At 60.8% G+C, this 25,667-nt stretch carries 30 protein-coding genes, 3 pseudogenes and 1 other annotated feature; of the genes and pseudogenes, 12 read left to right on the top strand and 21 right to left on the bottom strand.

Annotated elements, in window-relative coordinates:
• Positions 1-94: 94 nt before the first annotated feature.
• The 8 genes from DYI37_RS19290 to DYI37_RS19255 all read right to left on the bottom strand — a co-directional run bounded on the left by DYI37_RS19290 (position 95) and on the right by DYI37_RS19255 (position 4,020).
• Positions 95-577, bottom strand: coding sequence for a type II toxin-antitoxin system VapC family toxin (locus DYI37_RS19290; RefSeq protein WP_116684906.1), 483 nt, complete (start codon positions 575-577; stop codon positions 95-97).
• Complete coding sequence (locus DYI37_RS19285; protein WP_116684905.1) at positions 577-819, bottom strand: type II toxin-antitoxin system VapB family antitoxin; 243 nt, start codon at positions 817-819, stop codon at positions 577-579. Before DYI37_RS19285 ends, DYI37_RS19290 begins: the two co-directional genes overlap by 1 nt.
• A 97-nt stretch (positions 820-916) precedes the next feature.
• Positions 917-1,336 (bottom strand): hypothetical protein, encoded by a 420-nt coding sequence (locus DYI37_RS19280; RefSeq protein WP_116684904.1) that lies wholly within the window; start codon positions 1,334-1,336, stop codon positions 917-919.
• Positions 1,337-1,453: 117 nt separating this feature from the next.
• Positions 1,454-1,888, bottom strand: a complete 435-nt coding sequence (locus tag DYI37_RS19275) for a hypothetical protein (protein WP_199520220.1) — start codon at positions 1,886-1,888, stop codon at positions 1,454-1,456.
• Positions 1,881-2,132 (bottom strand): type II toxin-antitoxin system Phd/YefM family antitoxin, encoded by a 252-nt coding sequence (locus DYI37_RS19270; protein WP_116684902.1) that lies wholly within the window; start codon positions 2,130-2,132, stop codon positions 1,881-1,883. The genes DYI37_RS19275 and DYI37_RS19270 overlap by 8 nt, the downstream gene beginning before the upstream one ends.
• 252 nt (positions 2,133-2,384) lie before the next feature.
• Complete coding sequence (locus DYI37_RS19265) at positions 2,385-2,948, bottom strand: hypothetical protein (RefSeq protein WP_245414012.1); 564 nt, start codon at positions 2,946-2,948, stop codon at positions 2,385-2,387.
• The gene (locus DYI37_RS19260; protein ID WP_116684901.1) at positions 2,948-3,628 is read right to left on the bottom strand and encodes a hypothetical protein; all 681 of its coding nucleotides are present in this window, start codon (positions 3,626-3,628) and stop codon (positions 2,948-2,950) included. The genes DYI37_RS19265 and DYI37_RS19260 overlap by 1 nt, the downstream gene beginning before the upstream one ends.
• An 80-nt stretch (positions 3,629-3,708) precedes the next feature.
• The gene (locus tag DYI37_RS19255; protein ID WP_147307961.1) at positions 3,709-4,020 is read right to left on the bottom strand and encodes a hypothetical protein; all 312 of its coding nucleotides are present in this window, start codon (positions 4,018-4,020) and stop codon (positions 3,709-3,711) included.
• An 86-nt stretch (positions 4,021-4,106) separates the two neighbouring features.
• Here DYI37_RS19255 and DYI37_RS19250 point away from each other — a divergent pair, with 86 nt between their 5' ends.
• Genes DYI37_RS19250 through DYI37_RS19240 form a run of 3 tightly spaced genes read left to right on the top strand, consistent with a single transcriptional unit; the run spans position 4,107 to position 5,683 of the window.
• The gene (locus DYI37_RS19250) at positions 4,107-4,637 is read left to right on the top strand and encodes a DUF2726 domain-containing protein (protein ID WP_147307960.1); all 531 of its coding nucleotides are present in this window, start codon (positions 4,107-4,109) and stop codon (positions 4,635-4,637) included.
• 48 nt (positions 4,638-4,685) lie between these two features.
• Complete coding sequence (locus DYI37_RS19245) at positions 4,686-5,351, top strand: thermonuclease family protein (protein ID WP_158555232.1); 666 nt, start codon at positions 4,686-4,688, stop codon at positions 5,349-5,351.
• Positions 5,352-5,401: 50 nt separating this feature from the next.
• The gene (locus tag DYI37_RS19240) at positions 5,402-5,683 is read left to right on the top strand and encodes a helix-turn-helix domain-containing protein (protein ID WP_158555231.1); all 282 of its coding nucleotides are present in this window, start codon (positions 5,402-5,404) and stop codon (positions 5,681-5,683) included.
• 4 nt (positions 5,684-5,687) lie between these two features.
• On the opposite strand, the gene DYI37_RS19235 is transcribed toward DYI37_RS19240, so the two are convergent.
• The 5 genes from DYI37_RS19235 to DYI37_RS20085 all read right to left on the bottom strand — a co-directional run bounded on the left by DYI37_RS19235 (position 5,688) and on the right by DYI37_RS20085 (position 7,855).
• Positions 5,688-5,912: a hypothetical protein gene (locus DYI37_RS19235; protein WP_116684896.1), complete on the bottom strand. Its 225-nt coding sequence runs from the start codon at positions 5,910-5,912 to the stop codon at positions 5,688-5,690.
• A gap of 87 nt (positions 5,913-5,999) precedes the next feature.
• Complete coding sequence (locus tag DYI37_RS19230) at positions 6,000-6,929, bottom strand: ArdC family protein (RefSeq protein WP_116684895.1); 930 nt, start codon at positions 6,927-6,929, stop codon at positions 6,000-6,002.
• Positions 6,930-6,983: 54 nt separating this feature from the next.
• A complete protein-coding gene (locus DYI37_RS19225; protein ID WP_116684894.1) occupies positions 6,984-7,328 on the bottom strand; it encodes a hypothetical protein in 345 nt (114 codons plus the stop codon).
• Between the two features lie 4 nt (positions 7,329-7,332).
• Positions 7,333-7,602 (bottom strand): hypothetical protein, encoded by a 270-nt coding sequence (locus tag DYI37_RS19220; RefSeq protein ID WP_116684893.1) that lies wholly within the window; start codon positions 7,600-7,602, stop codon positions 7,333-7,335.
• A gap of 97 nt (positions 7,603-7,699) precedes the next feature.
• Positions 7,700-7,855: a hypothetical protein gene (locus DYI37_RS20085; RefSeq protein ID WP_158555230.1), complete on the bottom strand. Its 156-nt coding sequence runs from the start codon at positions 7,853-7,855 to the stop codon at positions 7,700-7,702.
• Positions 7,856-7,970: 115 nt separating this feature from the next.
• Between DYI37_RS20085 and DYI37_RS19215 the strand changes: the two genes are divergently transcribed.
• The 3 genes and pseudogenes from DYI37_RS19215 to DYI37_RS19205 all read left to right on the top strand — a co-directional run bounded on the left by DYI37_RS19215 (position 7,971) and on the right by DYI37_RS19205 (position 10,207).
• Positions 7,971-8,231 (top strand): helix-turn-helix domain-containing protein, encoded by a 261-nt coding sequence (locus DYI37_RS19215; RefSeq protein ID WP_116684892.1) that lies wholly within the window; start codon positions 7,971-7,973, stop codon positions 8,229-8,231.
• 55 nt (positions 8,232-8,286) lie between these two features.
• Positions 8,287-9,526 (top strand): annotated as a pseudogene (locus tag DYI37_RS19210) (IS3 family transposase); the annotation flags it as partial.
• Positions 8,568-8,698 (top strand) — a sequence feature (AL1L pseudoknot). (Overlaps the previous pseudogene by 131 nt.)
• Positions 9,512-10,207 carry an EAL domain-containing protein gene (locus DYI37_RS19205; RefSeq protein WP_116684913.1) on the top strand — a complete coding sequence of 232 codons (696 nt, stop codon included), beginning with the start codon at positions 9,512-9,514 and terminating at the stop codon, positions 10,205-10,207. The pseudogene DYI37_RS19210 and the gene DYI37_RS19205, both read left to right, overlap by 15 nt.
• 536 nt (positions 10,208-10,743) lie before the next feature.
• Here DYI37_RS19205 and DYI37_RS20080 read toward each other — a convergent pair.
• A complete protein-coding gene (locus DYI37_RS20080) occupies positions 10,744-10,914 on the bottom strand; it encodes a hypothetical protein (RefSeq protein ID WP_158555229.1) in 171 nt (56 codons plus the stop codon).
• Positions 10,915-11,492: 578 nt separating this feature from the next.
• On the opposite strand from DYI37_RS20080, the gene DYI37_RS19200 reads away from it, so the two are divergent.
• On the top strand, positions 11,493-12,023 hold the full coding sequence (locus DYI37_RS19200; RefSeq protein WP_116684891.1) for a hypothetical protein: 531 nt from the start codon (positions 11,493-11,495) through the stop codon (positions 12,021-12,023).
• A gap of 515 nt (positions 12,024-12,538) precedes the next feature.
• Here DYI37_RS19200 and DYI37_RS19195 read toward each other — a convergent pair.
• From DYI37_RS19195 to DYI37_RS19180, 4 genes are all read right to left on the bottom strand, one after another.
• Positions 12,539-13,408 (bottom strand): amidohydrolase family protein, encoded by an 870-nt coding sequence (locus tag DYI37_RS19195; RefSeq protein WP_116684890.1) that lies wholly within the window; start codon positions 13,406-13,408, stop codon positions 12,539-12,541.
• Positions 13,405-14,544 carry a mandelate racemase/muconate lactonizing enzyme family protein gene (locus tag DYI37_RS19190; RefSeq protein ID WP_116684889.1) on the bottom strand — a complete coding sequence of 380 codons (1,140 nt, stop codon included), beginning with the start codon at positions 14,542-14,544 and terminating at the stop codon, positions 13,405-13,407. The genes DYI37_RS19195 and DYI37_RS19190 overlap by 4 nt, the downstream gene beginning before the upstream one ends.
• A complete protein-coding gene (gene kdgD / locus DYI37_RS19185; protein WP_116684888.1) occupies positions 14,541-15,449 on the bottom strand; it encodes a 5-dehydro-4-deoxyglucarate dehydratase in 909 nt (302 codons plus the stop codon). The genes DYI37_RS19190 and kdgD overlap by 4 nt, the downstream gene beginning before the upstream one ends.
• A 98-nt stretch (positions 15,450-15,547) precedes the next feature.
• Complete coding sequence (locus tag DYI37_RS19180; RefSeq protein ID WP_342634950.1) at positions 15,548-16,300, bottom strand: FadR/GntR family transcriptional regulator; 753 nt, start codon at positions 16,298-16,300, stop codon at positions 15,548-15,550.
• 157 nt (positions 16,301-16,457) lie between these two features.
• On the opposite strand from DYI37_RS19180, the gene DYI37_RS19175 reads away from it, so the two are divergent.
• The 4 genes from DYI37_RS19175 to DYI37_RS19160 all read left to right on the top strand — a co-directional run bounded on the left by DYI37_RS19175 (position 16,458) and on the right by DYI37_RS19160 (position 20,390).
• Entirely contained in the window at positions 16,458-17,453 is a 996-nt protein-coding gene (locus tag DYI37_RS19175; RefSeq protein ID WP_116684887.1) for a TRAP transporter substrate-binding protein, read from the top strand.
• Positions 17,454-17,757: 304 nt separating this feature from the next.
• Positions 17,758-18,306 carry a TRAP transporter small permease gene (locus DYI37_RS19170; protein ID WP_116684886.1) on the top strand — a complete coding sequence of 183 codons (549 nt, stop codon included), beginning with the start codon at positions 17,758-17,760 and terminating at the stop codon, positions 18,304-18,306.
• Positions 18,307-19,584: a TRAP transporter large permease gene (locus tag DYI37_RS19165; RefSeq protein WP_116684885.1), complete on the top strand. Its 1,278-nt coding sequence runs from the start codon at positions 18,307-18,309 to the stop codon at positions 19,582-19,584.
• 11 nt (positions 19,585-19,595) lie between these two features.
• Complete coding sequence (locus DYI37_RS19160) at positions 19,596-20,390, top strand: NAD-dependent epimerase/dehydratase family protein (RefSeq protein ID WP_116684911.1); 795 nt, start codon at positions 19,596-19,598, stop codon at positions 20,388-20,390.
• A gap of 118 nt (positions 20,391-20,508) precedes the next feature.
• Here the strand turns inward: DYI37_RS19160 and DYI37_RS19155 are convergent, their stop codons facing one another.
• Positions 20,509-22,527 (bottom strand): sensor domain-containing protein, encoded by a 2,019-nt coding sequence (locus DYI37_RS19155; protein WP_199520219.1) that lies wholly within the window; start codon positions 22,525-22,527, stop codon positions 20,509-20,511.
• 299 nt (positions 22,528-22,826) lie between these two features.
• On the opposite strand from DYI37_RS19155, the gene DYI37_RS19150 reads away from it, so the two are divergent.
• Positions 22,827-24,953 carry a histidine kinase dimerization/phosphoacceptor domain -containing protein gene (locus DYI37_RS19150; RefSeq protein WP_245414011.1) on the top strand — a complete coding sequence of 709 codons (2,127 nt, stop codon included), beginning with the start codon at positions 22,827-22,829 and terminating at the stop codon, positions 24,951-24,953.
• An 84-nt stretch (positions 24,954-25,037) separates the two neighbouring features.
• On the opposite strand, the pseudogene DYI37_RS20390 reads toward DYI37_RS19150, so the two are convergent.
• Positions 25,038-25,489: pseudogene (locus DYI37_RS20390) on the bottom strand (transposase); the annotation flags it as partial.
• A 15-nt stretch (positions 25,490-25,504) separates the two neighbouring features.
• Positions 25,505-25,667, bottom strand: a pseudogene (locus DYI37_RS20385) (IS3 family transposase); the annotation flags it as partial.

Here is a 25,667-nt window from a genome sequence, read left to right as displayed (position 1 = left end):
TGCGCCTCGAGCCGGCTCGCCTCACAGGCGCGTTGCTAGGCCTCGATCGCAGCAGCGAGCGCACGATCGTCGTATTCGGCGAAGTCGGTCTCGGTCATGGTCGCCTCCGGCTCGGCAGGGAGCTTCCATTGCTATCCCAGCCCATGTCGGTGTGGGGGAAATCGTCTCCTTTGAACGCCAAGCGCGCGCGATGGCCGCGCGCACAGGCGTAAGCGAAGCAATCGCCCATATTCAATCTGGCAGGATGGCCGACGACCTTTCCAAAACGCGAGGCCGCATCGATGGCCTTCTCGGTGATGTCACCACTGATCCGGACCTCCGTGGCTTCCATCTCGGAAACGAACTCGTCGACGATCTGTCGAGCTGTTTCGATGTCGTCGGGCGACATCGGTCCCTCGGCGGAGCGGGCACGCGACATGCGCCCCCCGATCGCGAGGACTGCCTCGAAGCGAGAGACGGCCGAAACGAGGAAAGGGCCCCCATCAGCCTCCAGACGGTCAAGCAGGGTCTCTCCGTCCGCCTCGTCCGCCTCGTCCGCCAGAATGGCGACGATGACGGAAGCGTCAATGAACAGCATCAGTCGTCCCCCCACATCGCATCGGTTTCAGCCTTGTGGTCGCCGGGCGCGTAGGGGCCGGCGGCCTTCGACATGGCGAGGGTCTTGGCCAGGCGTTGACGGATCGGGAGGCGTGCGCGAGCCTCTTCGACGCTGCGTTGGAGTGAAGCGCGAACAGCCTCGACCTTGGTCGGGGCTTTGGTCAGTCGCTTCAGTTCGTCCGCGAGGGCGTCGACGTCCGCGTCTTTGATATAGAGCGCCATGTGAATATCCTTTGTGGCATATTGGAATATGCTCCTCTGCATATCCCGACGCAACGAAAGGACGGAACGAAAAGCGTTCCGTCCTTTCGGCTGACGATCATGTCTGGGACTGTTCCACCGCATCTGCATCGGCGTTGATGATGCGGGCGCCGATCGCTTCAAAGCTGCGAGCGTGGTCGGCGGCAGAGATCCACCCGAGCGCATTCGGGTCTTCGAACGCGATCTTCTGAGCCGCGAAGTGGCCGATGGCTGGCAAGGGCGAATGGATCGTGTGGGCGATGAAGTCGTCGAAGTCGCAGGATCGTGCGTCGACGATGATGATATCCGCAGCTTCGGCCGCTGCGAGAAAAGCGTCGGACCGACCGTCCTTGCGGTCCTCGGAGACGCGATGCGCGTAGCCGACAGGCCACAAGCAGGTCCACGCTCCGAGGGGGCCGAGAATCAGAAGCGTGCCGCTGCCATGCGAAAGCTGCTCGCGGTCGAGATCGGAAAGGGTCGGGAAAGTTGAAAGGTCCATGGGATCGCTCCGTCACGGACCTGGTGGAAAGCCACTCTCTCCAGCTTCAAGCCGGTCACGCGGGCTTCCCTTTCTCTTCCTCTTCCTCTGATCGGTTCGGTTCCGGTCGAGACTCGGTCAGCGCTCGCGCGGGACCACGCGGACCTGCTTGTTGCGGATCGCGTCGGCGAGAACCTTCATGACCCGCGACATGAAGGGCGGAGAAAAGCGGCCATAGGCTGTCACCACCGGATCGTAGCTCAGCGGCTCGAGATGGAATGAACCGGGCATGACGTCGCCATTGCTTTCGTCGAGCATGACCCAGGAGCGCTGATTGCCCGGCAGACGAAGGCGCCTACGCTCGGTCTCGGGGATCTCAACTGCAATGCGGCCGGGTGTCGGCGGCTGCCGCGTGATCGGGAACACGACGACGGTACGCTCGGGCACGTTCAGCGGAACGACGAGGCAAACGGGACGGGATTTGCGCCCCTCGCGTTCGCCGCGATCATGTTCGCGCGGCCAGAGGAAATTGTACCGGACGACAAGACCGGTTTCTGGCCGGTCGTCACTCACCACCATGCTCCCGCTGGTAGGCATCGGCGGCCGCGAGCAGCCCGGCCTCGATGTCGGCGGGCATGGTCTCCAGCGTGAATGCGCGGCGTGGGTCCGGCTGTCCGGTCAGTTCATGGTAATGGTCGATGCTCATCAGGACGTAGCGCGGCTTGCGGTGCCGGGTGATGAACACCGGTTCCTTGCCGGCGGCATTGGTGATTTCTCCGACCTGTTTGTTCAGATCGGCGGTGCTGAAACTGCGCATGAGCGTTCTCCATCCATGATATCCATGTAACATGGATCAGCGCTGGCTGTCAGGCTATTCGAACCCGGTTCGGACCTTGGCGCGACGCACGCGCACGGGCCGCGTATCTGCTGCCTCGGCGAGTTGCCGAATGGCAGCAAGGTCGTGATCGCAGCACCCGGGGTTGACCTCGATGTCGACGAAATGCCCGCTTCGACCGACGAAACTGTCGCGCAAGCGCATGTTCGAGGGCGTGTAGAAGCTCTCGTTCGGCTAGATCAGGCGGACGGTTGAGGTCAGGATCAGAAGCCCGTTGCCCAGATTGCCGATGAAGGTGAAGCGATCAGCGGGAAGCGTTTCCGGCCCGCCGCCTACCTTGGCCTGCCCGATCTGCTTGAACGCCTCGTCGAAGCGGGTCGCATCTGGCGTCATGCGAGGCCGGATCGGCGCATGGAAGCGCCAGGATGGGCGATCGACATCGAAGCGGCCGACGTCGATCTGGAGGAACAGATCGAGGAGGTAAGCCGGATCGGCGGGATACGGGCACTCGCGCCAGAGGGCGCGCAATGTTGCCCGCATGTTGTCGCCATGGGCGAACAGGCGGCGACGGGCCTCCCGCCATTTGGCGGCACGACGGTCGCGGGTTTCCTGTTGCGATCGCGGCCACCACGCCGCTCGCCGCGCCATCTCGGTCTCGACGTCATGCTGGGTCTCGGCGATCAGCTCGGCCAGGAGTGGCAGCTTCTCGCGTTTGTTGCGCTTCGAGCGCTCGAATGCCGCCCGTTTGCGCGGGGTATCGACGTAGGGCTCGACACGGCGCCATCGGTGGAACCGCATCACCGCGCCTCCTCGGTCTCGTCGGCGACGATCCGGGAGATCGCGACGATCTGGCTGTCGCTGAGACCGGAAAGCTCCAGCGTGCCGGAGCCGCCACGACCGAGACGAACGCGGCCGAAGATATGGCCTTTAGCGACGAGATGGGTTCGCCCGCTGTCGTCGGCCGGGTCGACGGCGGGGTTATCGAGGATCTCGCCGAGTTTGGCGCTGTGCTGATCGAGGTGTCGGCCGAGACGCGCGCGCTTCTCGCGCATTTCCACGAGCTTGCCGTGGAACGGCTCGGACGGCTCGATGACGATCGCAATGAGATCCTCGGCGATCGCATCCGCATCGCCGAAGCGATCGAAGTGATGGATCGGTAGCTTCATGAACATGGGGGCGACGGCGTTGCCGTTGGCGATGATGTCCCGGCGTTCGTTCTGGCGGTGCATGGTAGCAACGCCGCGATTGCCGTGCGCCGAGACCTTCAGGACGAAGCCGTCGCCGCGCTGAATGGTCCAGGTCGCGCTGTGCGGCCCGACCGTCAACTCGTTGTGGTCGCCTAGCGTCCAGGTCTCCCCGGTCATGCGGGTGAGCGCATCGGCGACGACGAAGACGAAGCTCTGCCATTGGCTATGGAGGCAGGCGTTCTCGCGGGCGAAGGCGGCGGCGTAAGCGGTGTGTGCGACGTGGATGGTCATCGGACGGATCTCCGACGGGCCGCAGAGAGCCGATCTCTCTCGCTTCAAGCCCGTCGCACGGGCTTCCCTTTCTCTTCCTCTCATTCATCGTCGGCCCCGAGGGCACGACGGATGTGATGGTCGGCAAGCTGGAACTGGCGGCCGCTCGCCAGATGCTCGACGGTGGCAAGGTGGCCGAAGCGGGCGCAAGGGCGATCGACCCATAGGCCGCGCGCCAATTCTGTGGGTACGACTCTCGGGTGCCAGGCGCGCACGATGCACTTGCCGGCGCGGCCAAGGCCGCGCTCACGGCCGATATGGAAGATCGAGCCGATCGGAATGGTGCCGACAGAGCGAGGAAAGCCGCCGATCAGCTCGGTGCGAGACCGCTGCGGGTGGTACTGTCTGAGCATGTCATGACCCTTTGAACGAGCCAGGAAGAGCCACTCTCTCCCCATGGGAGCCCGCCCGTCGGGCTTCCCTTTCTTGGCCCTCTCCGTTGTATTGGCTCGCAATATCGGTCACGTTCGGGGGCATTATGGATCAGTCGTTGGCAGCTTACTGGCCTTATGCCGCCGGACTTTTCGTTCTGTGGGTCGTCCTTGCCGTCTTGAAGGAATGGTCGCGCGGAAGCGAGCGCAACGCTCTGCTCGAGCGCAAGACGCTGATGACGCAGCCGGAGAAGAATTTCTATCGGCAACTGCGAGCGGCGTTTCCCGATGCCGACATCGCGCCGCAGGTCGCGATGGGCGCGCTGTTGAAGCCGCGCAAAGGGCTGAACCGAAAAGCGTGGGCCTATTCACGCTCACAAGTCGCGCAGAAGATCGTGGACTTCGCGATCATCGATCTGGTGAGCGGCAATGTCGAAGTGCTGGTCGAGCTCGACGACAAATCGCACGACGCCAAGCACGATGCGGCGCGCGACCGGTTGCTGGCGCAGGGCCAGTACCGGGTCGTTCGGTTTCGGGAGAATGCCCGGATCGAACCGGATGCCATACGCGAGCGGATCGGCCCGCTGTCGGGCCGGTAGGCCAGAAAAGGAGAAAGACGGTTGAAACGCATCGCTCTCAGCCTTGGATTGACGCTCGGGCTCGGGGCGAGCGGCGCTCTGGCGCAAACGCTGTCGGGACCGGCGCGCGTCATCGATGGCGATACGATCGCGATCGAGGGCGTGGAGAACAACATCCGGCTGAACTTCATCGACGCGCCGGAATTCGGCCAGAGCTGCCAGAATGCCCGTGGGAGCGCCTATGATTGTGGGATCGTCGCCACCGACGTCCTCAAGAAGATGATACCGGAGGCAAGCGTTGTGACGTGCGAGGCCAATGGCCGGGACGGCTACGATCGCTTCCTCGCCGTCTGCAAGGTCGGCGAGACGGACATCAACGGCTCCATGGTGGCTTCGGGATGGGCACTCGAGTTCGTGCGCTATAGCGACGGGCGCTATGGAGGCTACGAGGCCGACGCGCGTGCGGCAGGGCGGGGACTTTGGCAGGGATCGTTTGACAAGCCCTGGGAATGGCGGGACTCTCGGCGTCAGGCGCGTTTCGAGGCGGAACGTGACGAGGCGCTGCTGGCCAGCGAGTGTGCGATCAAAGGCAATATCAGCCGCAACGGCCGCATCTACCATTTACCGGGGCAAATGGATTATGACCGCGTTCGCATCGACGAGTCGCGTGGCGAGCGTCTGTTCTGCAACGAACAGGAAGCGAAGGACGCGGGATGGCGGCGCGCCCTCAGATAGACTCTTTGTTGCTCAGGACTTGCCGGAACGAAAGGACAATGAGGGCGCCCATGGGTCTCGAACTGCTGGACGAATACGACCTCTTCGTCGGCATGAGATTGCGCGAGTTGCGAGAGGAGCGTGGCGTCATGGTGGAGGACCTGGCCAACTACACGTTGACCAGCCGCCAGCAGTATTACCGCTACGAGACCGGCAAGAACCGCATTCCCATCGCACGGGTTATTCTGGCGGCCGAGCTGCTCAACGTCCCGCTGACGGCGTTCAATCCCCCTCCTGAGATCAACGACAAGCTTCGAAAGAAGGCGGGAGCTTCGGGCAAAGACCGTTCCTGAACGGCTACTTCAGCTTACGCGAAGCCTCGTTCAGGATCGCGGCGGCGCGAACCTGAAGGATCAGCGAGAGCGCTTCGGCGTCGTTGGCGGCGTCGACGGGATCGCACTCAAGCGCGCTTTGCAAGGCAACGCGCAGCCAATGGCTGCATGTCGGGCTGGCAAGGATCTCTTCGATGTAGGCGTCTGCGGCCGCCTGGCTTTCGACCGTGAAGACGGAGACGTCGGGCATGGTCCCTCCCTGTGCTGGCAATGAAAAGCGCCCTGTCGCCAGTATCGGCGACAGGGCGCTGGATATGAAGTCACGACAGTTTGGCCGTCAGGCGGCGTGGCGCAACCCTGACGGCTCGTTTGCTTCCGCCGCCCGATCGAGGATCCAGTCGGCGGCCTTCTGCGCGTGCGAGGCCGCGGTGAAGATCGCCCGATTGTCGCCTTTCAGGACCTTCAACCAGCTATCCACGTAGCTGGCGTGCTGGATGGTCGGCACGATCTTGTGCGCCGCGCAAAGGAAGCCGCTGGCGATTTCCGCACAGAGTTCTTCGCGTGCATAGGCTTCGGAGCCGAAGCGGGCGAACTTGGGGAGCCGATCGAGACGTTGGGAAGCACCGCTGGCGTGAGCCAGCTCATGCAAGATCGTCCGGTAGTAGTTGATGGGCTCATGGAAGGCGCGCATCGGCGGCATGGCGATGACATCGTCAGCCGGGCGGTAGAAAGCCTTGTCGGGATGGGCGACGATCCTGACGCCGGAGGCGGCGATCGTGTGTTCGGCCGCGGCGTTGATCGGAAGATCGATGGCAGGCTCTTCCGTCTCGTCCGCGACGCTCCCCATCACTTCGGCATCGAGGCCGTCGCACTGGTCGACGTTGAAGACGGTGTAGGCCTTCAGGAAGGGAATGGCGGCGGGATCGCGGTCCTCGTCGCGCGCCGACTTCTTCTCGTCCTTCGGAACGAAGGTCGAGGCGCGCACGATGGTCTCGCCCTTCTCACCCTTGCGCACGCACCCGCCGGCGGCCTGGGCCTGCTTGAAAGTCAGCCAGCGCTGGGTCGGGTAATCCATAGCGGAGCCCGCGCACCACAGGATCAGCGTGTTGATGCCGGAATAGGTCTTCTCGGTCGTGGCGTTGGCCGGGAACGCGAAGCCGACGCGGCCGATGCCATCCTTCCACGGTTTGACGTAGGGCATGACGCCCTGCTCGAGGTCGGCGATGATCTGGTTGGTGACGCGGTCGTAGATGCTGATACGGTCCATCGGAGGAAGCTCCCGAGCGAGCCGGAGAAAGGTCCCTCTCTCCTATCGAGCTGCTCAGCCAGCTCGCCCTTCCTCTTCTCTCTCCTGCGCGCCGTCGTCAGACGGGGCGGCGAGGACCGCATGGGGATCTGTCGCCGCACCGATCATCACGGCGGCCGCGAGAATGCGCAGCGTCTCTGGCGCCGTCGAGGCCAGCGGATTGCCGGCAAGCACTTTACGCGCCGTCTCGAGCGCGCCAGGCAGGTTGAAGGTTTGCTGCGGGGTCAGTAAATCGCGCTCGGCCGAGGGCCGATGGAAGACGTGGAACAGTTCGCCGTCTTCGCTCGCGACGATCCGGGTGCCAGTGCCGGCGCTGGCGACGATCGGGACTTCGCAGACGATGCGAGCCTCTTTCGCCATGCCCTTAGATGCTGATGAGGTCGGACTGCGGGGCCAACCGCGCCGGGTTCTCGATCAGGCTGCCGTTGCCAGCGGGCGTAGAGGCCGGCACCTCGTATGTCGTGGGTTCGCTGCCGGCGAGCGCGCTCACATACTCGATCTGCGGAGCAAGGCCACGGGTGAGCGGTTCGTGCAGGCCCGCAATAAAAAGCAGCGTCAGGATCAGCGGCAGTTGGCGCACCAGGAACGGCAGCTCAGGCGCGGCAACGTCTTGGTCTCGGGTCAGTCTGCGCATGGTGGTTTCCCATCTGATTGACCGGTAAACGTCAGGACAGCGCGTAAAGTTCACATATCGGTTGACAGTATGCCTGAAGCCTGAGTCGCAGAACGGCTCAAGCCGCCTTGCGCTTGGCCGTATCGAGCTGGCGAAGCAGGATCGGGAAGCGCTCGTCGGCGACGGGCGCGCGGAATGCGGACTGTGACTGAAGACATTCCTGGTTCTGCTTGGTGCGGATGGCAGCGGCGATAGTCTTGCTGAAATCGGACACTGCACATCCTTTCCAATTCGTTAACGCGAGTCTCCTGCCCTTTTAACGTTCCACATTAATATGAACCAAACCCTCTCTGGGTGGTTTTTCGTCGACTTAATGTGAGATTAGTACGATGATCGAAGAGTTCGATGGCATTCCCGCAATCGTGCAGGAAGCGGTTGCTAGTGGCATGTCGCCGGTCCGTGCGTTCCGTCAGGCCGAAGGCCGTTCGGCGCACGACGTTGCGGTGGCGTCGGGTATCGACCTTGAACGGTTGACCGGGATCGAGAACGGCGATGAGGCGAGCGATACCGAACGCGCCGCCTTGGCTCAAACTCTGTCGGTCAAATCAGCATGGTTGTGCCGACCTAAAGAGGCTTCTGCGGCCGCGTAGGCCATTGAACCGCCCCGGGTTTCCCAGAGGCTCTGACTCTTGAGAGAATGGAGCCATGACGAAGAGAACATCCCCTTATAGTCCCGAAGTCCGCGAGCATGCAGTTCGGATGGTTTTGGATCGCCGCAGCGAGCACGGCTCGCAGTTGGCGGCGATTCAGTCGATCGCCTCGAAGATCGGCTGCTCGGGCGAGACGCTGCGCAATTGGGTTCGGCAAGCCGAGCGTGACGAAGGCCTGCGCGCCTGGCCCACGAGCGAGGAGAAGGAGGAACTGACCAAGCTTCGCCGGGACGTCTGCGAGTTGCGCCAGGCCAAGAAGATTCTTCGCAAGGCGTCGGCGTAATTTGCCCAGGCGGAGCGAGCCAAAGGGACCTGGGGCGCCGGTTCAAGCCATGAAGGCGTTCATCGACAATCATCGCGGCGTCTTCGGGGTCGAGCCGATCTGCAAGGTTCTGCCGATCGCCCCGTCAACCTACCACGAACATGCAGCCAGGAAGGCCGATCCCTATCGTCGATCCGATCGTAAGAAGAGGGACGAAAAAGTCGGCTTGGAGATCCGTCGCGTCTTCAACGAGAACTTTGGTGTTTACGGCGTTCGGAAAGTCTGGCGGCAGATGCAGCGTGAGTGTTTCGAGATCGCTCGCTGCACCGTCGCTTAGCTCATGAAGGCCATGGATCTGAAGGGGGTCGTTCGCGGCAAGGCGGTGAGGACGACGAAGAGCGACAAGGGCGCACCCTGTCTGCTCGATCACGTCAATCGCAACTTCAAGGCGCCGTGCCCGAACGCCCTGTGGGTCAGCGACTTCACCTATGTCGCGACCTGGCGCGGCTTCGTTTACGTGGCTTTTGTCATCGACGTCCTCGTGAGCTGCATTGTGAGATGGCGGGTCTGGCAATCGGCCGAAGCGCAGTTTGTCCTCGACGCCTTGGAGCAGGCGCTTCACCAGCGCCGTCCCTTCGGAAGCGATCGGCTGATCCACCATTCCGACCGCGGCGTTCAATATGTCAGCATTCGCTATACGGAACGGCTGGCCGAGGCCGATATCAAGCCGTCCGTTGGCAGCGTCGGCGACAGTTATGACAACGCGCTCGCCGAGAGCGTGATCGGCCTCTTCGAAACGGAGGTCATCCGCCAGCGCGGCCCGTGGCGAACCCTTGAGGCTGTCAAGTTCGCTACACTCGAATGGGTCGACTGGTTCGGTAACCGCCGGCTGCTCGAGCCAATCGGCAATATCCCGCCCGCTGAGGCCGAAGCCAACTTCTACGCTGTCCTCGACCCGATGCCGATCGCAGCGTCGGTCTCAAACCATATGGCCTCCGAGAAACCCGGGACGGTTCAGTTGATCATGCCCGGCGATTTCATCCCGCTGACGGAAGCGAGCGGCTTGATCAACGCCATTGGAGCCTTCGTGACCGAATCCGCCTGCCGACGCGCTGCGAGCTGGCCGGACGATATCAAGGTATCGATCAACGTCTCGGCCATCCAGTTGCGCTCGGCTGCACTCGTCTCGCAACTGGCGCAGGCGATGGCCGCGCATCGTGTCCATCCCTCGCGCATCGAGATCGAGATTACCGAAACGGCGCTGTTGGAGCGCGGCAAGCAGGCCGCCATCATCATCACCGCACTCAGCGCGCTCGGCGTCCGTATCGCCATGGATGGTTTCGGGACAGGTTATTCCTCGCTCGTGCATCTGCGCGAGTTCAAGGTCGACCGGATCAAGATCGATCGTTCCTTCGTCACTGCTCTCTGTGAGGATGCCGGCTCGGCTGCGATCGTGCGCGCGATGATGTCCATGGCGCGTGAACTCGGCATTCAGACCACGGCGGAAGGCATCGAGCAGGATATTCAGCTGGAGACAATTTCGGCGCTGGGCTGCGGCACGGCGCAGGGCTATCTTCTCAGCCGTCCGTTAGAAGAGTATGCCGCTGACGTTCTGGTCCGGCCGACTGGCGCAGGCATCGCGCTCGCTTCATAAGCCGGCCAATAGTGCCCTTCGAATGGTCTTTGAACTTGAAGATGCATCTATGCCCTTACGGCAAGTTGCGTGCAATTTTCAAGCGTTATATCCAGTCTGGAGAAACGCTGGGGAAACTACAATGCAGCCGGACAACGGAATTCGCGGGTTAGAATTGTTCGACGGGGCCTCGCTGGACGCGATGGATTTGCATCTGCTGGACCCAAGGAAACACCAGAGAGCCCATCGTCGATCGGAAACGAGCACAGAGACGACGCAGACGAAATCGAGCTTGCGCTGCTCCGAAATCGTTTCGGAAAGCGATCGTACGGGTCGGGAAGGGAATCGGGACCAATGACACCGTTCTCCGTACGGTCGAACCGGCGACATCGCACAAGCAGCATGCTGAATTCCCTGTCATAGGTTTCGGCCCTGCGATTTCAGTCCGAGTCGACCACTACGAACATGGGTGACCGAAGCCGATAAACTGGATCTACGCGCGCAGCGCGCCTGACATCCTTCGCTCTGGCGACAATCCGGCTCAATCGGCAATGCGGTTAAACCGCCTCGTCGCCAACGATACACCCGCGACGTTCGGCGACAATATAGACCGCATCGCGCACCGTCTCGCCTTCCTCTTCGACGAGTTCGACCATCTCGTCTGCGATCTCTTCGACGTACTGCTCTTCCATGGTTTTCGGAGGAGTAGAGGGAATGAGCGAACCCATGCCAACACCGTTCTGAACACTTAGTTGGCCAACAGAATGGAATTCGGTTCGATAAAGTAAATACAGGGTACAAAACAAATTTCCTCCCTTACATTCAGCTTGAACCACTTTCTTCCATAACAGATAGCATCCAGTATCCGCCCTGCGTGTGCGGCCCGACTACTGTTCTGCCCTTTTCACGCACAGAGCGCCTGAACGGCATTCAAAACAGCCGAGGTGCGCGGTTGGGTCATCCATCACGTTCTGTTTCGCAGAACAGCGAAAGCCTGCTACCGGTCCTTCTACGCGGTCGAAGACTGCTCAGAGGCTCTCTCCGGACGAGCCGAAGGTGCTTGCCGATCTTCAGCAATGCACGCCGAGTTGCAGGAAGAGAGATGCTGACTAGAGAGTGGTGCGGACCATCGCCTATCGCCCGAACACGAACTGTTTCCCATCGAGTCGTTGCATTTCCCGGTTCTGCCGTCGATACGCGGCGAAAAGGAATTCCTATGCAAGACTTCGTATTCAGCCGCCGGTACTAGCAAACGCTTCTGGCTCTCGCAGCTATCGCGATCACAGCCGCGGCAATCAGCGCTGCGATGATCGGTTTCAAGCCGACCTCGGTCGAAGGAGCCTTGCTCGAAAGCGCGCAGAACGTTCTCCTGCTGGCCACGATCGGTCTTTACGGCCTTTCCGCCGTTTACCAAGGGCAAGCAGACCGTATGGCTTCCGTCGGCGCTTCAGTTCTAGCCGCCGTGTTGTTCCTGCGGGAACTCGAACTGCCGAATACCGGTCCCATAACAGCCTACCTGAACTCGGATGCGTTCCGGTTGCACGAGGCCGTTGTCGTCCTCGCGATCGCGATCCCATACCTCGTAGCGCGATGGCGCTTCATTCCCGGCTATCTGGACTTCCTTCAAACGCGCCATGCCGTACCGTTCGTCACGATCGGGATCTTTCTGCTCGTCGGAGACTATTTTGACGGCGTGACGTTTCACGGGACGGACGCCGCCATCTTCATCGAGGAACTAAGCGAGACCCTGGCCTATCTCGCCTTCCTCCTGACGGGATGGTTTGTGCTACGGAACGCCCAGACTGCTGATCACAGCCACGCTTTTTCTCGTTGCTAGGCAACCGGCTCGGTTACGCTCCGTCCCTGCGAAACAAGGACATCCACCTGCCGCAGCTTCGCGACGATCTCTCCAGGCTTGTGCTTCTTGTTCGGCATGCTCTCGTCCTCCGATGACTTAAAAATCATACTTCATGGAGGACCACTTCGCCGGGGGCAGACCACCGGATTGTACTTTTTGTTCGGTATACTCTTCTTCTCGAAAGACCCCAAACCATAAGTCATTAAAGACTAATTTCGTGGTAGCAGGCGAAGAGCGATGATTTCCGCGCGGAGAGGGCGATCCCAATGATCAGCAGGTTCCAATCATTCAATACAGACAGGCGAGTTATTAGAGGTTTAAAGCTATGCACTGGCTGGAAGAATTTTCGGTTTCGTCGGCAAATAGACGATTAACTCATTACAATCTGGTGGCGCAAATTTTCAGGCTTCGAAAATTAACCAAGCGTGAAGAGGTTCGAACAAGACCCCTCTCTGCGTCCCAGGCTCAAAGTTGCAACAAGCCCCAGCAATAACTCATAAGACTTTGAGGAAACCGTACAGCGCCTGCGGATTGTCAACCAGAATAAGGCGGCGATCGACCTCGTTCTCGATCCAGCAAAGGACGGTATTGAGAAGGGCGGCGTCATCTGGATAGTTTTCTGTCGTCTTCGCGAGGTTATGCGGCCAGTTCGTGCCCCAGAGTATGCGTTCCGGCGCATGAGCGACGAGCAAGCGAGAGATGGTCGCGATATCAGCATAGTCTGGGCCGCCGGTCCGGGACGACTCGTAGCAGCCTGCGAACTTGAAGAAGCAGTTGCCGCGATCGATCAGCCGTTTGACAGCCTCGATCTCCGGTCCGTCCGACGCGATGCCTTCGAAGAATTTGCCATGATGATCGATAATGTAGCGGCTTTCAATGCGCGAAAGACGGTTCATGTGATCAAGGATGCGGCTGCCGTCGAACTGCACGGCCAACGCCCAGCCCATCGCGGCGGCCATCTTGTCGACTGCCTGGAGCTTGGACAGATCAACGGCACCGCCGGGAAGATCCATGATGCGCGCGCCGCGAATGCCAGCGTCGTGCAGCCGGCCAAGTTCGGCCTCGCTCGTCGTCTCATCGATCACGGCGACGCCGCGCGCGGCCTCGCCCATCTCGGCAAGGCAGGCGAGAAGGTTCTCGTTGTTGCCCTGATGGGCGTTGCCCTGCGTGATTACCACCCGGTCGATGCCGAGCCATTCCATGACTTTGCGATAATCATCGGGGGAGGGCAGCCCCTCCGGGACCGGCGGACCCGGCTCGACCGCGGGAAAGCCCGGCAGGAACATATGGGTCTGAGTATCGATCGCGCCTTTTGGAAGGATGATCGAGGGCTTTTGCCCAGTATAGGTGCGTTCGATCGTCATCGGGCATCCTTCAGTCGGAATTCTTCGATCGCATGGCGGTCGATCTCGATGCCAATGCCCGGTCCTTCCGGCACGGCAACGACGCCGTTCACATGCTCGATCGGAGCTTTGACAATCGCCTGACGGAACGGATTGTGGGTGCGATCGAATTCGAGGATCGGCGCAATCGAATTCCGCCGTGGCGGATCGGGCAGGAGGCTCGCACAAAACTGCAGGGAAGCTGCGATCTGCACCGCAGTTCCCCACACATGCGGCACTAGGCGGACGCCGTGAAGCGCGGCCATGTCAGCGACCCGCCGCATCTCGGTGAAGCCGCCGACGCCGCAAAGGTCCGGCTGGACGATGTCAATGGCGCGGGTTTCCAATGGTTCCTTGAAGCCGAAGCGGCCGTGCCAGGTCTCGCCGCCGGCGATCGGGATCGGCTGCCTCTCGCGAACGGCGCGATAGGCGCTGAGTTGTTCGGGAATGACCGGCTCCTCGAGCCAGTCGATATCGAACTCGGCCGCGCGTTGACCGAGTTCGATCGCCTCGAGGACGTCGTAACCGTGATTGGCGTCCACCATCAGCCGTGCATCCGGGCCGACCGCTTCGCGCACCGCCTGAACGACGGCGAGGTCTTCCGCGACGCCGAACCCGATTTTGATCTTGACCGCGTGAAAGCCGGCGGCGACATGGCCGGCGCATTCTTCCGCATTGTCCGTCACCCGGTCGACCCCATCGCGGCGGAAGGAGCCAGTGGCATAGGCCTTCACGCTTTCGCGCACGCGCCCACCGAGAAGCGTTGCGACCGAGACGCCGAACCGCTTGCCCTTAATATCCCACAAGGCGACGTCGATGCCCGACAGTGCGGTGACCGAAAGTCCGCGCTGACCCTGGTCCCGGAAGAGACTGTAGAGATCCTGCCATAGCTTTTCGGTCTCCAGCGGATCGCGGCCGATAAGACGCCCGCCATAGGCTCTAACGATCGCGGCATTGGGCAGGGCTGGCCCCAGGCATTCGCCCCAGCCCACCGTGCCGTCGTCGCAGGTGATTTCGACAAGGCAGTGCTGGCGGCGATCGAAGCGCATGGACGCGCTTTCGAACGGCGTCTTGAGCTCGTGATCGAGGATATGGGTCGCGATGGAGACGATCTTCATAGGGTCTTGGCGCGCTCGATCAGATCCGCCAGCATGCCTTCTTCATCGACATTCAGGTCGGTGAGGGGTGGGCGCACGCCTCCCGCCTCGAAGCCGGCAAGCCGGACGCCCGCTTTGATTGCTGAGACCGCATAGCCCTTCTGCCGGTTCCGTATTGCCATGAAGGGATAGAAGAATTCCGTGAGGATCGTCTCGGTGCGTTGCCGATTGCCGGCGCGAAGATTGTCGTAAAAGTCGATCGCGAGTGCCGGCACGAAGTTAAAGACGGCGGACGAATAGGTGGTGAAACCCGCGCCAAGATAGGCATCGGCGAAGAGTTCCGCAGTCGGCATACCACCAAGATAGGTGAGCCGGTCGCCGGCTGTCGCCGTGATCTGCCGCACGAGACCGATATCGCCCGAACCGTCCTTGAAGCCGACGAGGTTGGGGCAGGCTTCGCAGAGGCGCATCAGTGTGTCGGCCTGAAGGATCGCATTGTCTCGATTATAGACCATCACGCCGATCGAGATCGCGTCACAGACTGCCTTCACATGGGCGAAGAGACCGTCCTGCGGCGCATCAATTAAATAATGAGGCAGAAGAAGAATCCCGTCGGCACCCGCCTTTTCGGCCGCGACGGCGAGATCAACCGCCATCTTCGTCCCATAGCCGCAGCCTGCGACGATTGGGGTATCGCCCGAGGCTGCTCGTGCGGCCGAGACAACCTTGGGGACCTCAGACGGAGCAAGCGAGAAGAACTCGCCGGTTCCACCCGCTGCAAAGAGCACGGTTGCCGGAAAACTCGAGAGCCATTCGATGTGCTTTTGATAGGGCGCGACGGCGAACCTTTGATCTCCATCGAAGGCGGTCACGGGGAATGACAGAAGGCCTGCGCCAAGGGCGGCCTTAAGATCGAGCGGGTCCATGAATGCGGCAGTCCCATGCAGATGTTTCGTTCGCCACGATCATGCATCCAGACCTCAGCTTGTCAATAATTTGTCTGACAATTCGTTTTGACCACTAGTTATGTTCCGCGCAGAAGGCGGCGATAGCGGGCCTGACCACCCTTGAGATGGCGCCGCATAGCGTCGCGCGCTGCAGTCTCATCCTGTATGGAAATCGCCTTGGCGATCTGCCGGTGTTCGGCCTGAATCTGGTTCAGATAATCCGCGGGCGCTTGCTCATCGCCAGTGTTCTGGAGCGCTCGACGAGGAATGACGCTGGAGCCCAGCATGGTCAGGAACTCGCGAAACCGCGCATTGTTCGTTGCATCCGCGATCGCGAAGTGGAAGGCCAGATCAGCTTCGGTCGTCGCCGACCCGGACTTGATCAGCGCTTCGATCACCTCGCAACCCTCGTAGATCGCCTCGTCCTGCGCAGGTGACCTGCGCTGGCTCGCAAGGGCCGCCGCCTCTACTTCGATTGCGGTGCGAATTTCCAGCATCTCGATAACTGAACTGATGCGGGACGGGTCGATATTCGTAAGACCAAGACTGTCTGGCATACCGGCCGACAACACGAAAACGCCGGCGCCTTGTCGCGACTCGACCAGTCCGTCGGATCGAAGAGAGGCGATCGCCTCGCGCACCACCGTGCGACTGACTTGATATTGCGATGTAAGGGCTGCTTCGGTCGGCAGTTTCTGCCCGACCGCGATATGGCCGGACTGGATGATCCGCCTGAGCCTTTCGCTGATTTCTGAAACGCGGTTGATGCGCCGACGCACGGGCTTTTCGTCAGCCTCAACCATGCGTTCCGTTGTCACCGCGTCGCTCAAACGTTGCTCCCTTCATACTCCTCGCTTGGCCCTTCGATTAGCGTCATACGATTTATCTGGCCAGCCTAATTTCTTGACAAGTTGTATGACAAATGTTTTCTGATCCGGCGGGAATATAGGACGACTGCAGAATTTTATATTCGGGAGGAATGAAACGATGACAATCCATGGGTTGATGCGCAGCACCATTCTCGCCGGCATGGCGGCGTTCGCGTTCGGTACGAGTGCACAGGCCGCAGACTGGCGCGGATGGAATATTCATCCCGAAGGCTATCCGAACACCATCGCACTCGAGAAGTTCGCCAAGGATGTGACCGACAAGACGGAAGCCCGGGTCAGTGCGCAGGTCTACAGCAACGCTGTCCTCGGGGACCAGCCGGATGCGATCGACCAGGTCCGGAACGGCGCCCTCGATTTCGCGAACTTCAATCTCGGGCCGATGGGAGAGTTCGTCCCCTCGATCAACGCGCTCTCGCTGCCATTCCTTTTCTCGAGTGTCGAGCAGATGCATGCAGTGATGGACGGGGAGATCGGTCAGCGCTTTTCCGACGACATGTCGAACGAAGGCATCGTCGCGCTGGCATGGTTCGATTCGGGTGCGCGGTCCTTCTATGACACCCAGCGGCCGATCGAAAAGCCGGAAGACCTCGACGGCCTGAAGATTCGCGTCATGAACAACCAGCTCTATGTCGACATGGTCGACGACATGGGCGGCAACGCGACGCCGATGGCCTATGGCGAGGTCTACCAGAGCCTGAAAACCGGCGTGCTCGACGGCGCGGAGAACAATTTCCCATCCTTCGAAAGTTCGAACCATTACGAAGTCGCCAAATACTATTCGCTCTCGGAACATCTGATCCTGCCTGAATGCGTCTGTATCTCCCAGACGAGCTGGGACGCGCTTTCGCCGGAAGACCAGGAGCTCGTCCGTCAGGCGGCTGTCGACGCATCGGCCGAGCAGCGCAGGCTCTGGGCTGAACAGGAAAAGACCAGCCGCGCGAAGGTCGAGCAGGCCGGCGTCGAGATCAACGAGATCGCCGACAAGACGCCGTTCCAGGAGAAGATGAAGCCCGTCTACGAAAGCTTCTATGAGAGCTATCCCGATCTTCAGCCGCTGGTCGAAGAGATCCAGTCGACCAAAGTATCGGGCTGACGCGCACGGTCGGCCGATATCTCAGCAGCGCTTTTCGGCCAGAGCCGGCGGAAGGCGCGCTCTCATAAGCATGTCGGCGGTGGCTCCACCGCTGGCAGCGTGGCCAACCCCTAAACCGAAGCACCCATGGATACCCACGGAAGATAGCTCTCCGTCTACGCCAATCGGTTTACAAACGCGATGGACGCCGCGCGGTGATGGGCGGTGAACCGGTCCGTCCGAAACGGCACACGGGTCCGGCCAAGACATCGAAAACGCCTAACAGTTCGTTATGCCAAGGCATCAGGCAGTTCAGAGGCAATCCATGAGCCTTCATCATCCCCCTTCGGCAGAACTCGACGCGGTATCAAACAAGCCGCAGGCTGCCTCTGGGCTCGTCCGTGCTCTGGATGGCCTCGCCTCGGTCCTGATGGCGGTCTCCGGCACGATGATGGTCGCCCTGATCGCCATCTTCGGCTGGCTCGTCTTCGGGCGTTACGTCCTCAACGATACGCCGACCTGGGTGGAGCAGGCCTCACTCGTCTTGATCGTCTGGATCACCTTCCTCGGATCGTCCGTCGGCGTCTGGCGATCCTCCCATCTTTCGATCGATTTTGTGCGCGAGGCGATGCCCGTCGGCCCGCGCGAGGCCTTGCGCATCCTCACCGATGTCGGCCTCGTAGTCTTCGGTGGGTTCATGGCGTGGTATGGCGGAGTCCTCGCCCTGAACACGAGCCGTCGCACTATCGCAATGCTCGGTATCTCGGAAGGCTGGCGCGCCCTGCCGCTTTCGATCTGCGGCGCGCTCATCGTTCTGTTCGCTGCCGCTCGGCTCGGCCTTCGTCTTCTTCCCCTCTATCGAAAGCGTGCCTGAATGGGCCTGATCCTCCTCTTCGGAATCTTCATCGGCGCGATGATCGTCGGCGTGCCGGTTGCCTTCGCGCTCGGTCTCGCGACCATTGCTGGCTTTCTTTACGAAGGCATTCCGCTCTTCGTCGCCTTCCAGCGGATCATGTCCGGCATCTCGGTCTTCTCGCTGCTGGCGATCCCCTTCTTCATCTTCGCGGGCGACCTGATGATGCAGGGCGGGATCGCTGCGCGCCTCGTGCGGCTAGCCGCTGCCGCTGTCGGCTCCGTTCGCGGCGGGCTCGGGCTCGTCAACGTTTCGGCCTCCATGCTGTTCGGGGGGATCTCCGGCTCCGCAGTCGCCGATACATCCGCGCTCGGATCGATCCTCATGCCAGTCATGAAGGAGAAAGGTTATGACGCCGATTACGCGGTGAACGTCACAGTCACCTCGTCCGTCGCCGGCATCGTCATTCCGCCGTCGCACAATATGATCCTGTTTTCAGTCGCAGCCGGAGGCGTTTCGGTCTCGCAGCTCTTCATCGCCGGCGTGGTCCCAGGCATCCTCATGTGCCTTTGCCTTGCGGTCGCCGCCTACATCGTCGCGGTGAGGCGAGGCTACGGCGGCGAAACGTTCCCCGGCCTCGCAGCTCTGGGGACAAGCTTCGTTGTCGCGATCCCCGGGCTTTTTACCGCGGTCATCATCGTCGGAGGCGTCCTTTCCGGCGTCATGACGGTGACGGAGTCCGGCGCATTCGGCGCGATCTACGCGATCCTAGTCACGGTGCTCGTCTACCGGGAACTCTCGTGGGAGGGTTTTAAGGCGGCCGTCCTCAATTCGGTGAAAACCACCAGCCTCGTCATGATCCTCGTCGCGACGGCCTCGGCCTTCGCATACCTCCTCGCGCTCTACCGGGTGCCGGAAACCCTCGCAGGCTCGCTGGAGCTGATCTCCGACAACCCCATCGTCATTCTCCTCATGCTCAATCTGATCCTACTTGCCCTCGGCATGATCATGGACATGGCCGCACTTATCCTCATCTGCACGCCGATCTTCCTGCCCGTTGTCCGAGACCTGGGAATGGACCCGATCCAGTTCGGCATCATCATGATGATGAACCTGGGGCTTGGATTGTGTACGCCACCCGTCGGGGCCTGCCTGTTCGTCGGTTGCGTCATCGGCGGTGTGAGGATCGAACATGCGGTCAGGACGATCTGGCCGTTCTATCTAGCCATTCTCGTCGCGCTGTTACTGACGACCTACGTGCCGGCGATTTCCCTGACCCTTCCAAGTTTTTTCCAGTAGGACAGACCATGCTGAGCAAGCTTCTCGTCACCGGCGCCGCCGGCGGCCTTGGAACTCTAATGCGTGGAAGGCTTGACTCTGTCGCGAAGACCCTCCGCCTGTCCGACATCGCCGAGATGGAGCCGGGCGGGGCGGATGCCGAGTTCGTGCGCTGCGACCTTGCAGACCGGAACGCGGTGATGTCGCTCGTCGAGGGCTGCGACGGGATCCTTCATCTCGGGGGCGTCTCAATTGAGAAAAGCTTCGATAAGATCCTGCCGGCGAACATCGTCGGCGTTTATAATCTTTACGAAGCCGCCCGGGCGCACGGAATGCCACGCATTCTCTTCGCAAGCTCCAATCATACGATCGGCTACTACACCCAGGACACCCACCTGACTGCCGACGTTCCCCTTCGCCCGGACGGGCTCTACGGCGTCTCCAAGTGTTTCGGAGAAGCGGTCGCGAGCCTTTACCATGACAAGTTCGGTCAGGAGACTGCGATTGTCAGGATCGGCTCCTGCTTCGAGAAGCCGCGTGATCACCGCATGCTTTCCACATGGATGAGTCCGGACGATTTCGCCCGGCTGATCGAATGTGTCTTCCGTGCCCCGCGCCTCGGCTGCCCGGTGATCTGGGGCGTTTCGGACAACGACACGCGATGGTGGGACAACACGGCTACCGCCTTTCTCGGATGGAAGCCGAAGGACAGTTCCGAGCCTTTTCGCGAGGCGATAGACGCGGCCATTGAGCGACCGGACGCCGATGCTCCGGATGCTGTCTATCAAGGCGGCAAGTTCACGGCTGAACCGATTCATCGATCATAGAGGCTCACGCGTTCCATAAGACTGGAGTCGCCTTCGCATTTAATTGACCAGGGTGAGACCATGACTGCGAGTGAGGTTCGAACATCAGGTGACGGTCGCGAATTATTGTGAGCGGCAATCAAGAGGCAGTCGCCAGCGACGCCTGTTCAAGAGACCGTGGCTTGCCGAACAGGAAACCTTGAACTTCACCGCATCCAATCCTGGCAAGCAGTGCCATCTGTGTCTGCCGCTCGACGCCTTCGGCCAGCACCGTCATGCGAAGGCTGCGTCCAAGCATCAGCATGGCTTCCACGAACGCTTGCGCCTTCGGATCACGCTCCAGATCTTTCGTGAACGAACGATCGAGCTTTAGCCGATCGAACGGGAACAACCGGAGGGTTTCGAGAGAGGAATAACCGGTGCCGAAATCGTCGATGGCGATCGCGACTCCCATCGCCTTGATCTGCCGAAGGATATGCAGCGCGCGTTCACGGTCGTTGATGACCGCGGATTCGGTGATTTCGAGCTCGAGCCGCGCCGGTGACAGACCGGCTCGCAGGAGGATCGCGCGCAATCGGTCGACCAGGGAAACGTCGCCAAGCTGCAGCGGCGAAACGTTTACGGCAATTCGTGGAAGATCTTGATCGGCAGCCGCCTGGCAGGCCTTCTCGAGCACCCAGTCGCCGAGCGGCATGATCGCACCGCAGCTTTCCGCAATGGGGATGAACGCGGCGGGTGAGACCAGGCCCCGAGTGGGGTGCTGCCAGCGCAGCAAAGCCTCGTAGCCACAGATCGCTCCCGTGACGACATCGAGTTGCTCTTGGTAATGCAGGAAGAACTGATCGCCGGCCTCGAGCGCGGTCCACATATCGGCGCCGAGATCCCGGCGGTCGCGCGCCTGTTCGTCCATCGAGGCAGTGTAGAAGCAGATCTTCTCCAGCAGCGAGGCCTTTGCGCGATACATCGCAAGATCCGCGTTGTTCATCAGCTTCTCGCGACTATCAGCATCGCGCGGGTAGACGGCTACCCCGAGGCTCGCCCCAGGCGTCAACGACGAGTGAGTGATCGAGGTCGGGCTAGTCAGCGCGATGTGAAGGCGCTTCAGGAATGCGTCGAGGTCCGCAGGCGTCCGGTAGGTCGTGAATCCCACGAACTCGTCGCCGCCGAAGCGGCCAACGACTTCATGTGCGGCAAGGCCGTCCGACATCCGGCTCGCAAGGAGCTTCAACAGCGCATCGCCAACGGCATGGCCGTGGGTGTCGTTGATCTGCTTGAAGCCGTCGAGATCGATATTAACGAGCGCGACGTGGTCGATGCCGTCGATCGCCTTCTCGATGGCCGCGTCCAGCTTCTCGACGAACTGTGTTCGGTTGGGCAGGCCCGTCAGCGCATCGAAGCGGGCCATATACGCGATGCGCTCGGCGTTCCGGACCTGCTCCGTGCGATCCCGCGTGACCTTCGCGAACCCGTAAAGGGTGCCGTCATCCTCGTAGATCGGATCTATGACGACGTGCGCGATGAACGAGGTGCCGTCCTTGCGGTAGCGAGGGCCTTCGTCCTCGAACCGCCCTTCCTGCAAAGCTGTCGCGAGATTTTTCTCCGGAATGCCGGCGGCCCGGTCCTCGGCACTGTAGAAGGCGCGGTAGTGTTGGCCGACGATCTCGCTCTCTGTGTAACCTTTCGCCCGCTCGGCGCCGGCATTCCAGTTGGCGACCGTGCCGTCCACGTTCAACATGTATATCGCGTAATCGGTAATACCCTTCACGAGCTGACGAAAGCTGCGTTCCGAATGCTGTGCCTTTAGTTCCAGGACGCGGTGCGCTCGAGCCGAATTGGCCGCATCGGTTACATCGTCATAGGTAAAGACCCCGCCGCCATCCGCCAAAGGCTCACAAACCATGGCCAGGACCGACCCATCGGCCAGTCGCTGGTCGATCCGTGTCTGTTGAGACCGGGCCATCCACGTTGCATGATTATCGGCCGCCCGCTCGAAGCGGGTCTCGTCCCATCCGAACGTCTCGGTGATGGCTCGCAAGAACTCGCGCCAGGGCTGCCCGATCGAGAGCTTGCAGGGATCGACCTTGAAAAGCGCCACAGCCCGTTCGTTGTAGAACGCGATCCGAGCGTCAGCGTCGACCACGACGACGCCACTACTCATATAGCGCAGCGCCGTATCCCGATTATCGATCCTTAGAGCCTCATTCGGAACGTCGTGCACTTTGGTCTGCCCTCCATGACTTATAGCGAGAGGGTAACGTCCTCCGATCGTCATTGGCAGCGCATAGTCTCACGCAATGCGATGAAGACAGCGTTAGCAGACAATACCGTTCTGCAGTGACGGATTGCCGCAAGCCTGTACGGGCTCTGCGACCTCTGACGCTTCTGCTTGGTGGCGTCTTCGCCGATGACAGTCTACGATCTGGACACTGTCCATTCTCAAGACTTCCGCGAGGCGATTTGCTCGACCAACCCAAAAAGGCGTTAATGCTGTGCGACCGCGAACCGATCCATATCCCCGGCGCCATCCAGCCGCATGGGGTGATGCTTGTCGCGGATGCTGAAACCTCGTTGATCGTCGGCGTCGCCGGCGACGTCGAAAACCGACTGACATCGAACTGGTCCGGGCGCGCCTTGAGCGAGGTCCTCGGCCAACCCGTCGACACGTCCGAGATCGTCGCAGGTTCGGTCCTGGAACTTGACCCGCTCATCGGTCAGACGGAAACATTCGATGTCGCTTTACATCGATCTGGTGAATGGCTCGTCGCCGAGCTGGAGCCGGCGGAGAGCGACCAACCGATCAAACTCTCGATCCTCAAGGCAGCCAGCCATGGCTTCGAGCGATCGTCGAACCTCAATCATCTCTACAAGAACGCCGCGGCTGTCTTCCGCAAATTGACCGGCTACGACCGAGTGATGGTCTATCGGTTCCTCGAAGACAACGCTGGCGTTGTCGTCGGTGAGAGCGATGCGGAGGGGGTTGGTTCATTCATGAACCATCACTTCCCCGCCGCCGATATCCCTAAACAGGCGCGCGCCCTCTACATCCGCAACCGCATTCGCGTCATTCCAAACGTGGCCTATGCCCCAGCGCCGATCCGCAGCTCCGCCAGCGATCTTGCCGAGATCGATCTCAGCGATGCCGCGTTGCGCAGTGTTTCGCCGATCCATCTGCAATATCTGGCGAACATGGATGTCGCAGCGTCCGCTTCGGTGTCGATCGTTCAGGACGGGACCCTTTGGGGTCTAGTCGCCTGTCACAACCGCACACCACGCCCGCTGTCGCGATCGGTTCGCGATGCGTGCGAGATCCTTGCCCTGCAACTCTCACGTCAGATCCGTGCCAAGGATGAAGCGGTTCTTTATCGCGAGCGCGTTCGCTTGCGATCGAGTGAAGACGACATCTGTGGCAAGCTCGGACCAGATGACACGCTCGGCAAGTTTTTCAAACAGACAGGCCGTGAACTGCGCCGGATGATGGCATCCGACGGGTTCGCCGCGTTTCAGGGAGGAGACGTCTTCACGGAGGGCACCTGCCCGGACCCGATGATGATTCAGGCAATTGCCCGCTTTGCCATGCAGTCGATTCCCCAGCGTCCGGTCTCGACGGATCGCTTGTCGACCGATCTCCCGGAAGCTGCGAGCATTCGTGAGATCGCCAGTGGGCTTCTTGCCGTCGTTATGTCAAGCGAAGTTCCGACCGTACTTCTCTGGTTCCGGGCAGAGAAGCTGCAGGTCGTCGAATGGGCCGGCAATCCTCACAAGAATGTCGATGCCGATCCGAACGCCGTTCTGACACCGCGCTCGTCGTTCGAGAATTGGACGGAAACGGTGCGCGGGCGTTCCAGACCATGGTCGCTGGCAGAAGTCGAGTCCGCAGGACGGATCATCCAGCGCCTGCTCGAAGAGCGCGCAAACCGCCGGATGAAGCTCCTGAACGAAGAGCTGGCGGTGACGATCCGCGAGAACGATCGTCTCATTCGGCAAAAGGACTTCCTCTTGAAGGAGGTCAATCACCGCGTTCAAAACAGCCTGTCGCTTGTCAACTCGTTCCTGCGGATGCAGGCGCGCGAAGCAGCCGGGAGCGAAGCGGTTGCACATCTCACCGTAGCCCAACAACGGATTGGTGCTGTTTCGCTCGTACACCGTAGGCTCTACAGCGGGACGAGCGTCGATAACGTCGATCTTGGCCGTTATTTAGAGGAGCTCGTCGAAGAGCTAGTTGCGACCCTGGACGAAGGCTGGCGCGACCAGATCACACTCGATCTGGTGCCCGTCCTGATATCAGCCGATAAAGCAGTTCCGGTCGGACTAATCCTGACCGAACTCGTCATCAACGCCAATAAATACGCGTACGAGGGCGCTGCTGGCCCCATCGCTGTCTCGCTCGAACAGCATCACAATCAGTTCCGGATGGTCGTCGCGGATCAAGGAGCCGGGAAGGGCAACGAGGTCAAGGGAACGGGTTTTGGCTCACGGATGCTCGATGTTCTTTTGAACCAGATCGATGGTGCGCTGGAAAGCGCCGACAACCATCCGGGCCTACGCACGATCGTAACCGCGCCAGTCGCTCAGACAGGTTACTGAAACGCGCTACGCGTCTGAAAACCGAGCTGCACTGCTAGCACGCTTCGGCAATTTCCCGCGCATCTGATCGGCGACGTAACGCTACTGTTTGCTGGCACTTTGAAGGTCGTTCTGGGCGAACGCGGTGGCGATGAACGCGGCGAAGCTCCTATGCTGAGCTGAGAATATGGGCCACAGCGGTTTAAATGTCCTCATAAGCATCGGACATCACCAGTTTGACGACGGTGAGGCTACGTCAGACGAGACCACGCAGAAACTCCGTCCAGAACGGCTCGGCTTCATATGGAGTGATCGCCATCGCTGCGGCCAACGCGGTTGATGTTGACGACGAGAGAGGCCTCGACCGAGACGATTCATCTGACCTGCCGAACCTTTAGGTAGGCGGCGTCGATCTATAAATAGCTCCACTCGCCCTCAATCGGTCAAGTTAGGAAAATATTGACGTATTCATCGATGTCTTCGCGAAGCCGCGAGATTTGGCTGCGGGAAACGCCCGTGCCGCCATTGGCCTGGACGAGATTATTCATGGGGCGTGACCTGCCACTGAACCTTCATCCAGCGGCGATTAGAGCCTCGTCCGTTTCTGTTACGCCGTTGGGCGCTGGTTGAGCAACCGGCGTAGGTGCGGAGCCATCCGATAGCGGAGCGCCGGTGCCGGTTGCGATGATGGTGCGGGCAAAGTCCGCCGGGGTCTGGTAGCCGAGGGACGAGTGT

Origin of the sequence: Fulvimarina endophytica, assembly GCF_003403015.1 — a bacterium.
Lineage (GTDB): Bacteria > Pseudomonadota > Alphaproteobacteria > Rhizobiales > Rhizobiaceae > Fulvimarina > Fulvimarina endophytica.
The sequence above is the reverse complement of the archived record's forward strand: the minus strand, read 5'-3'. Positions and strand labels throughout refer to the sequence as shown.

Bases quoted from the DNA above. Each gene is read 5' to 3' on its own strand.
- DYI37_RS19220 (WP_116684893.1), bottom strand. From the start codon at position 7,602: ATGCGCAGACTGACCCGAGACCAAGACGTTGCCGCGCCTGAGCTGCCG.
- kdgD (WP_116684888.1), bottom strand. From the start codon at position 15,449: ATGGACCCGCTCGATCTTAAGGCCGCCCTTGGCGCAGGCCTTCTGTCA.
- DYI37_RS19225 (WP_116684894.1), bottom strand. From the start codon at position 7,328: ATGGCGAAAGAGGCTCGCATCGTCTGCGAAGTCCCGATCGTCGCCAGC.
- DYI37_RS19155 (WP_199520219.1), bottom strand. From the start codon at position 22,527: ATGAGTAGTGGCGTCGTCGTGGTCGACGCTGACGCTCGGATCGCGTTC.
- DYI37_RS19215 (WP_116684892.1), top strand. From the start codon at position 7,971: ATGATCGAAGAGTTCGATGGCATTCCCGCAATCGTGCAGGAAGCGGTT.
- DYI37_RS19285 (WP_116684905.1), bottom strand. From the start codon at position 819: ATGGCGCTCTATATCAAAGACGCGGACGTCGACGCCCTCGCGGACGAA.
- DYI37_RS19230 (WP_116684895.1), bottom strand. From the start codon at position 6,929: ATGGACCGTATCAGCATCTACGACCGCGTCACCAACCAGATCATCGCC.
- DYI37_RS20080 (WP_158555229.1), bottom strand. From the start codon at position 10,914: ATGGGTTCGCTCATTCCCTCTACTCCTCCGAAAACCATGGAAGAGCAG.
- DYI37_RS19170 (WP_116684886.1), top strand. From the start codon at position 17,758: ATGAGCCTTCATCATCCCCCTTCGGCAGAACTCGACGCGGTATCAAAC.
- DYI37_RS19195 (WP_116684890.1), bottom strand. From the start codon at position 13,408: ATGACGATCGAACGCACCTATACTGGGCAAAAGCCCTCGATCATCCTT.
- DYI37_RS19270 (WP_116684902.1), bottom strand. From the start codon at position 2,132: ATGCGCAGTTTCAGCACCGCCGATCTGAACAAACAGGTCGGAGAAATC.
- DYI37_RS19235 (WP_116684896.1), bottom strand. From the start codon at position 5,912: ATGCCCGACGTCTCCGTCTTCACGGTCGAAAGCCAGGCGGCCGCAGAC.
- DYI37_RS19265 (WP_245414012.1), bottom strand. From the start codon at position 2,948: ATGCGGTTCCACCGATGGCGCCGTGTCGAGCCCTACGTCGATACCCCG.
- DYI37_RS19165 (WP_116684885.1), top strand. From the start codon at position 18,307: ATGGGCCTGATCCTCCTCTTCGGAATCTTCATCGGCGCGATGATCGTC.
- DYI37_RS19175 (WP_116684887.1), top strand. From the start codon at position 16,458: ATGACAATCCATGGGTTGATGCGCAGCACCATTCTCGCCGGCATGGCG.
- DYI37_RS19290 (WP_116684906.1), bottom strand. From the start codon at position 577: ATGCTGTTCATTGACGCTTCCGTCATCGTCGCCATTCTGGCGGACGAG.
- DYI37_RS19280 (WP_116684904.1), bottom strand. From the start codon at position 1,336: ATGGACCTTTCAACTTTCCCGACCCTTTCCGATCTCGACCGCGAGCAG.
- DYI37_RS19255 (WP_147307961.1), bottom strand. From the start codon at position 4,020: ATGCTCAGACAGTACCACCCGCAGCGGTCTCGCACCGAGCTGATCGGC.
- DYI37_RS19205 (WP_116684913.1), top strand. From the start codon at position 9,512: ATGCCGATCGCAGCGTCGGTCTCAAACCATATGGCCTCCGAGAAACCC.
- DYI37_RS19190 (WP_116684889.1), bottom strand. From the start codon at position 14,544: ATGAAGATCGTCTCCATCGCGACCCATATCCTCGATCACGAGCTCAAG.
- DYI37_RS19260 (WP_116684901.1), bottom strand. From the start codon at position 3,628: ATGACCATCCACGTCGCACACACCGCTTACGCCGCCGCCTTCGCCCGC.
- DYI37_RS19200 (WP_116684891.1), top strand. From the start codon at position 11,493: ATGATCGGTTTCAAGCCGACCTCGGTCGAAGGAGCCTTGCTCGAAAGC.
- DYI37_RS19240 (WP_158555231.1), top strand. From the start codon at position 5,402: ATGGGTCTCGAACTGCTGGACGAATACGACCTCTTCGTCGGCATGAGA.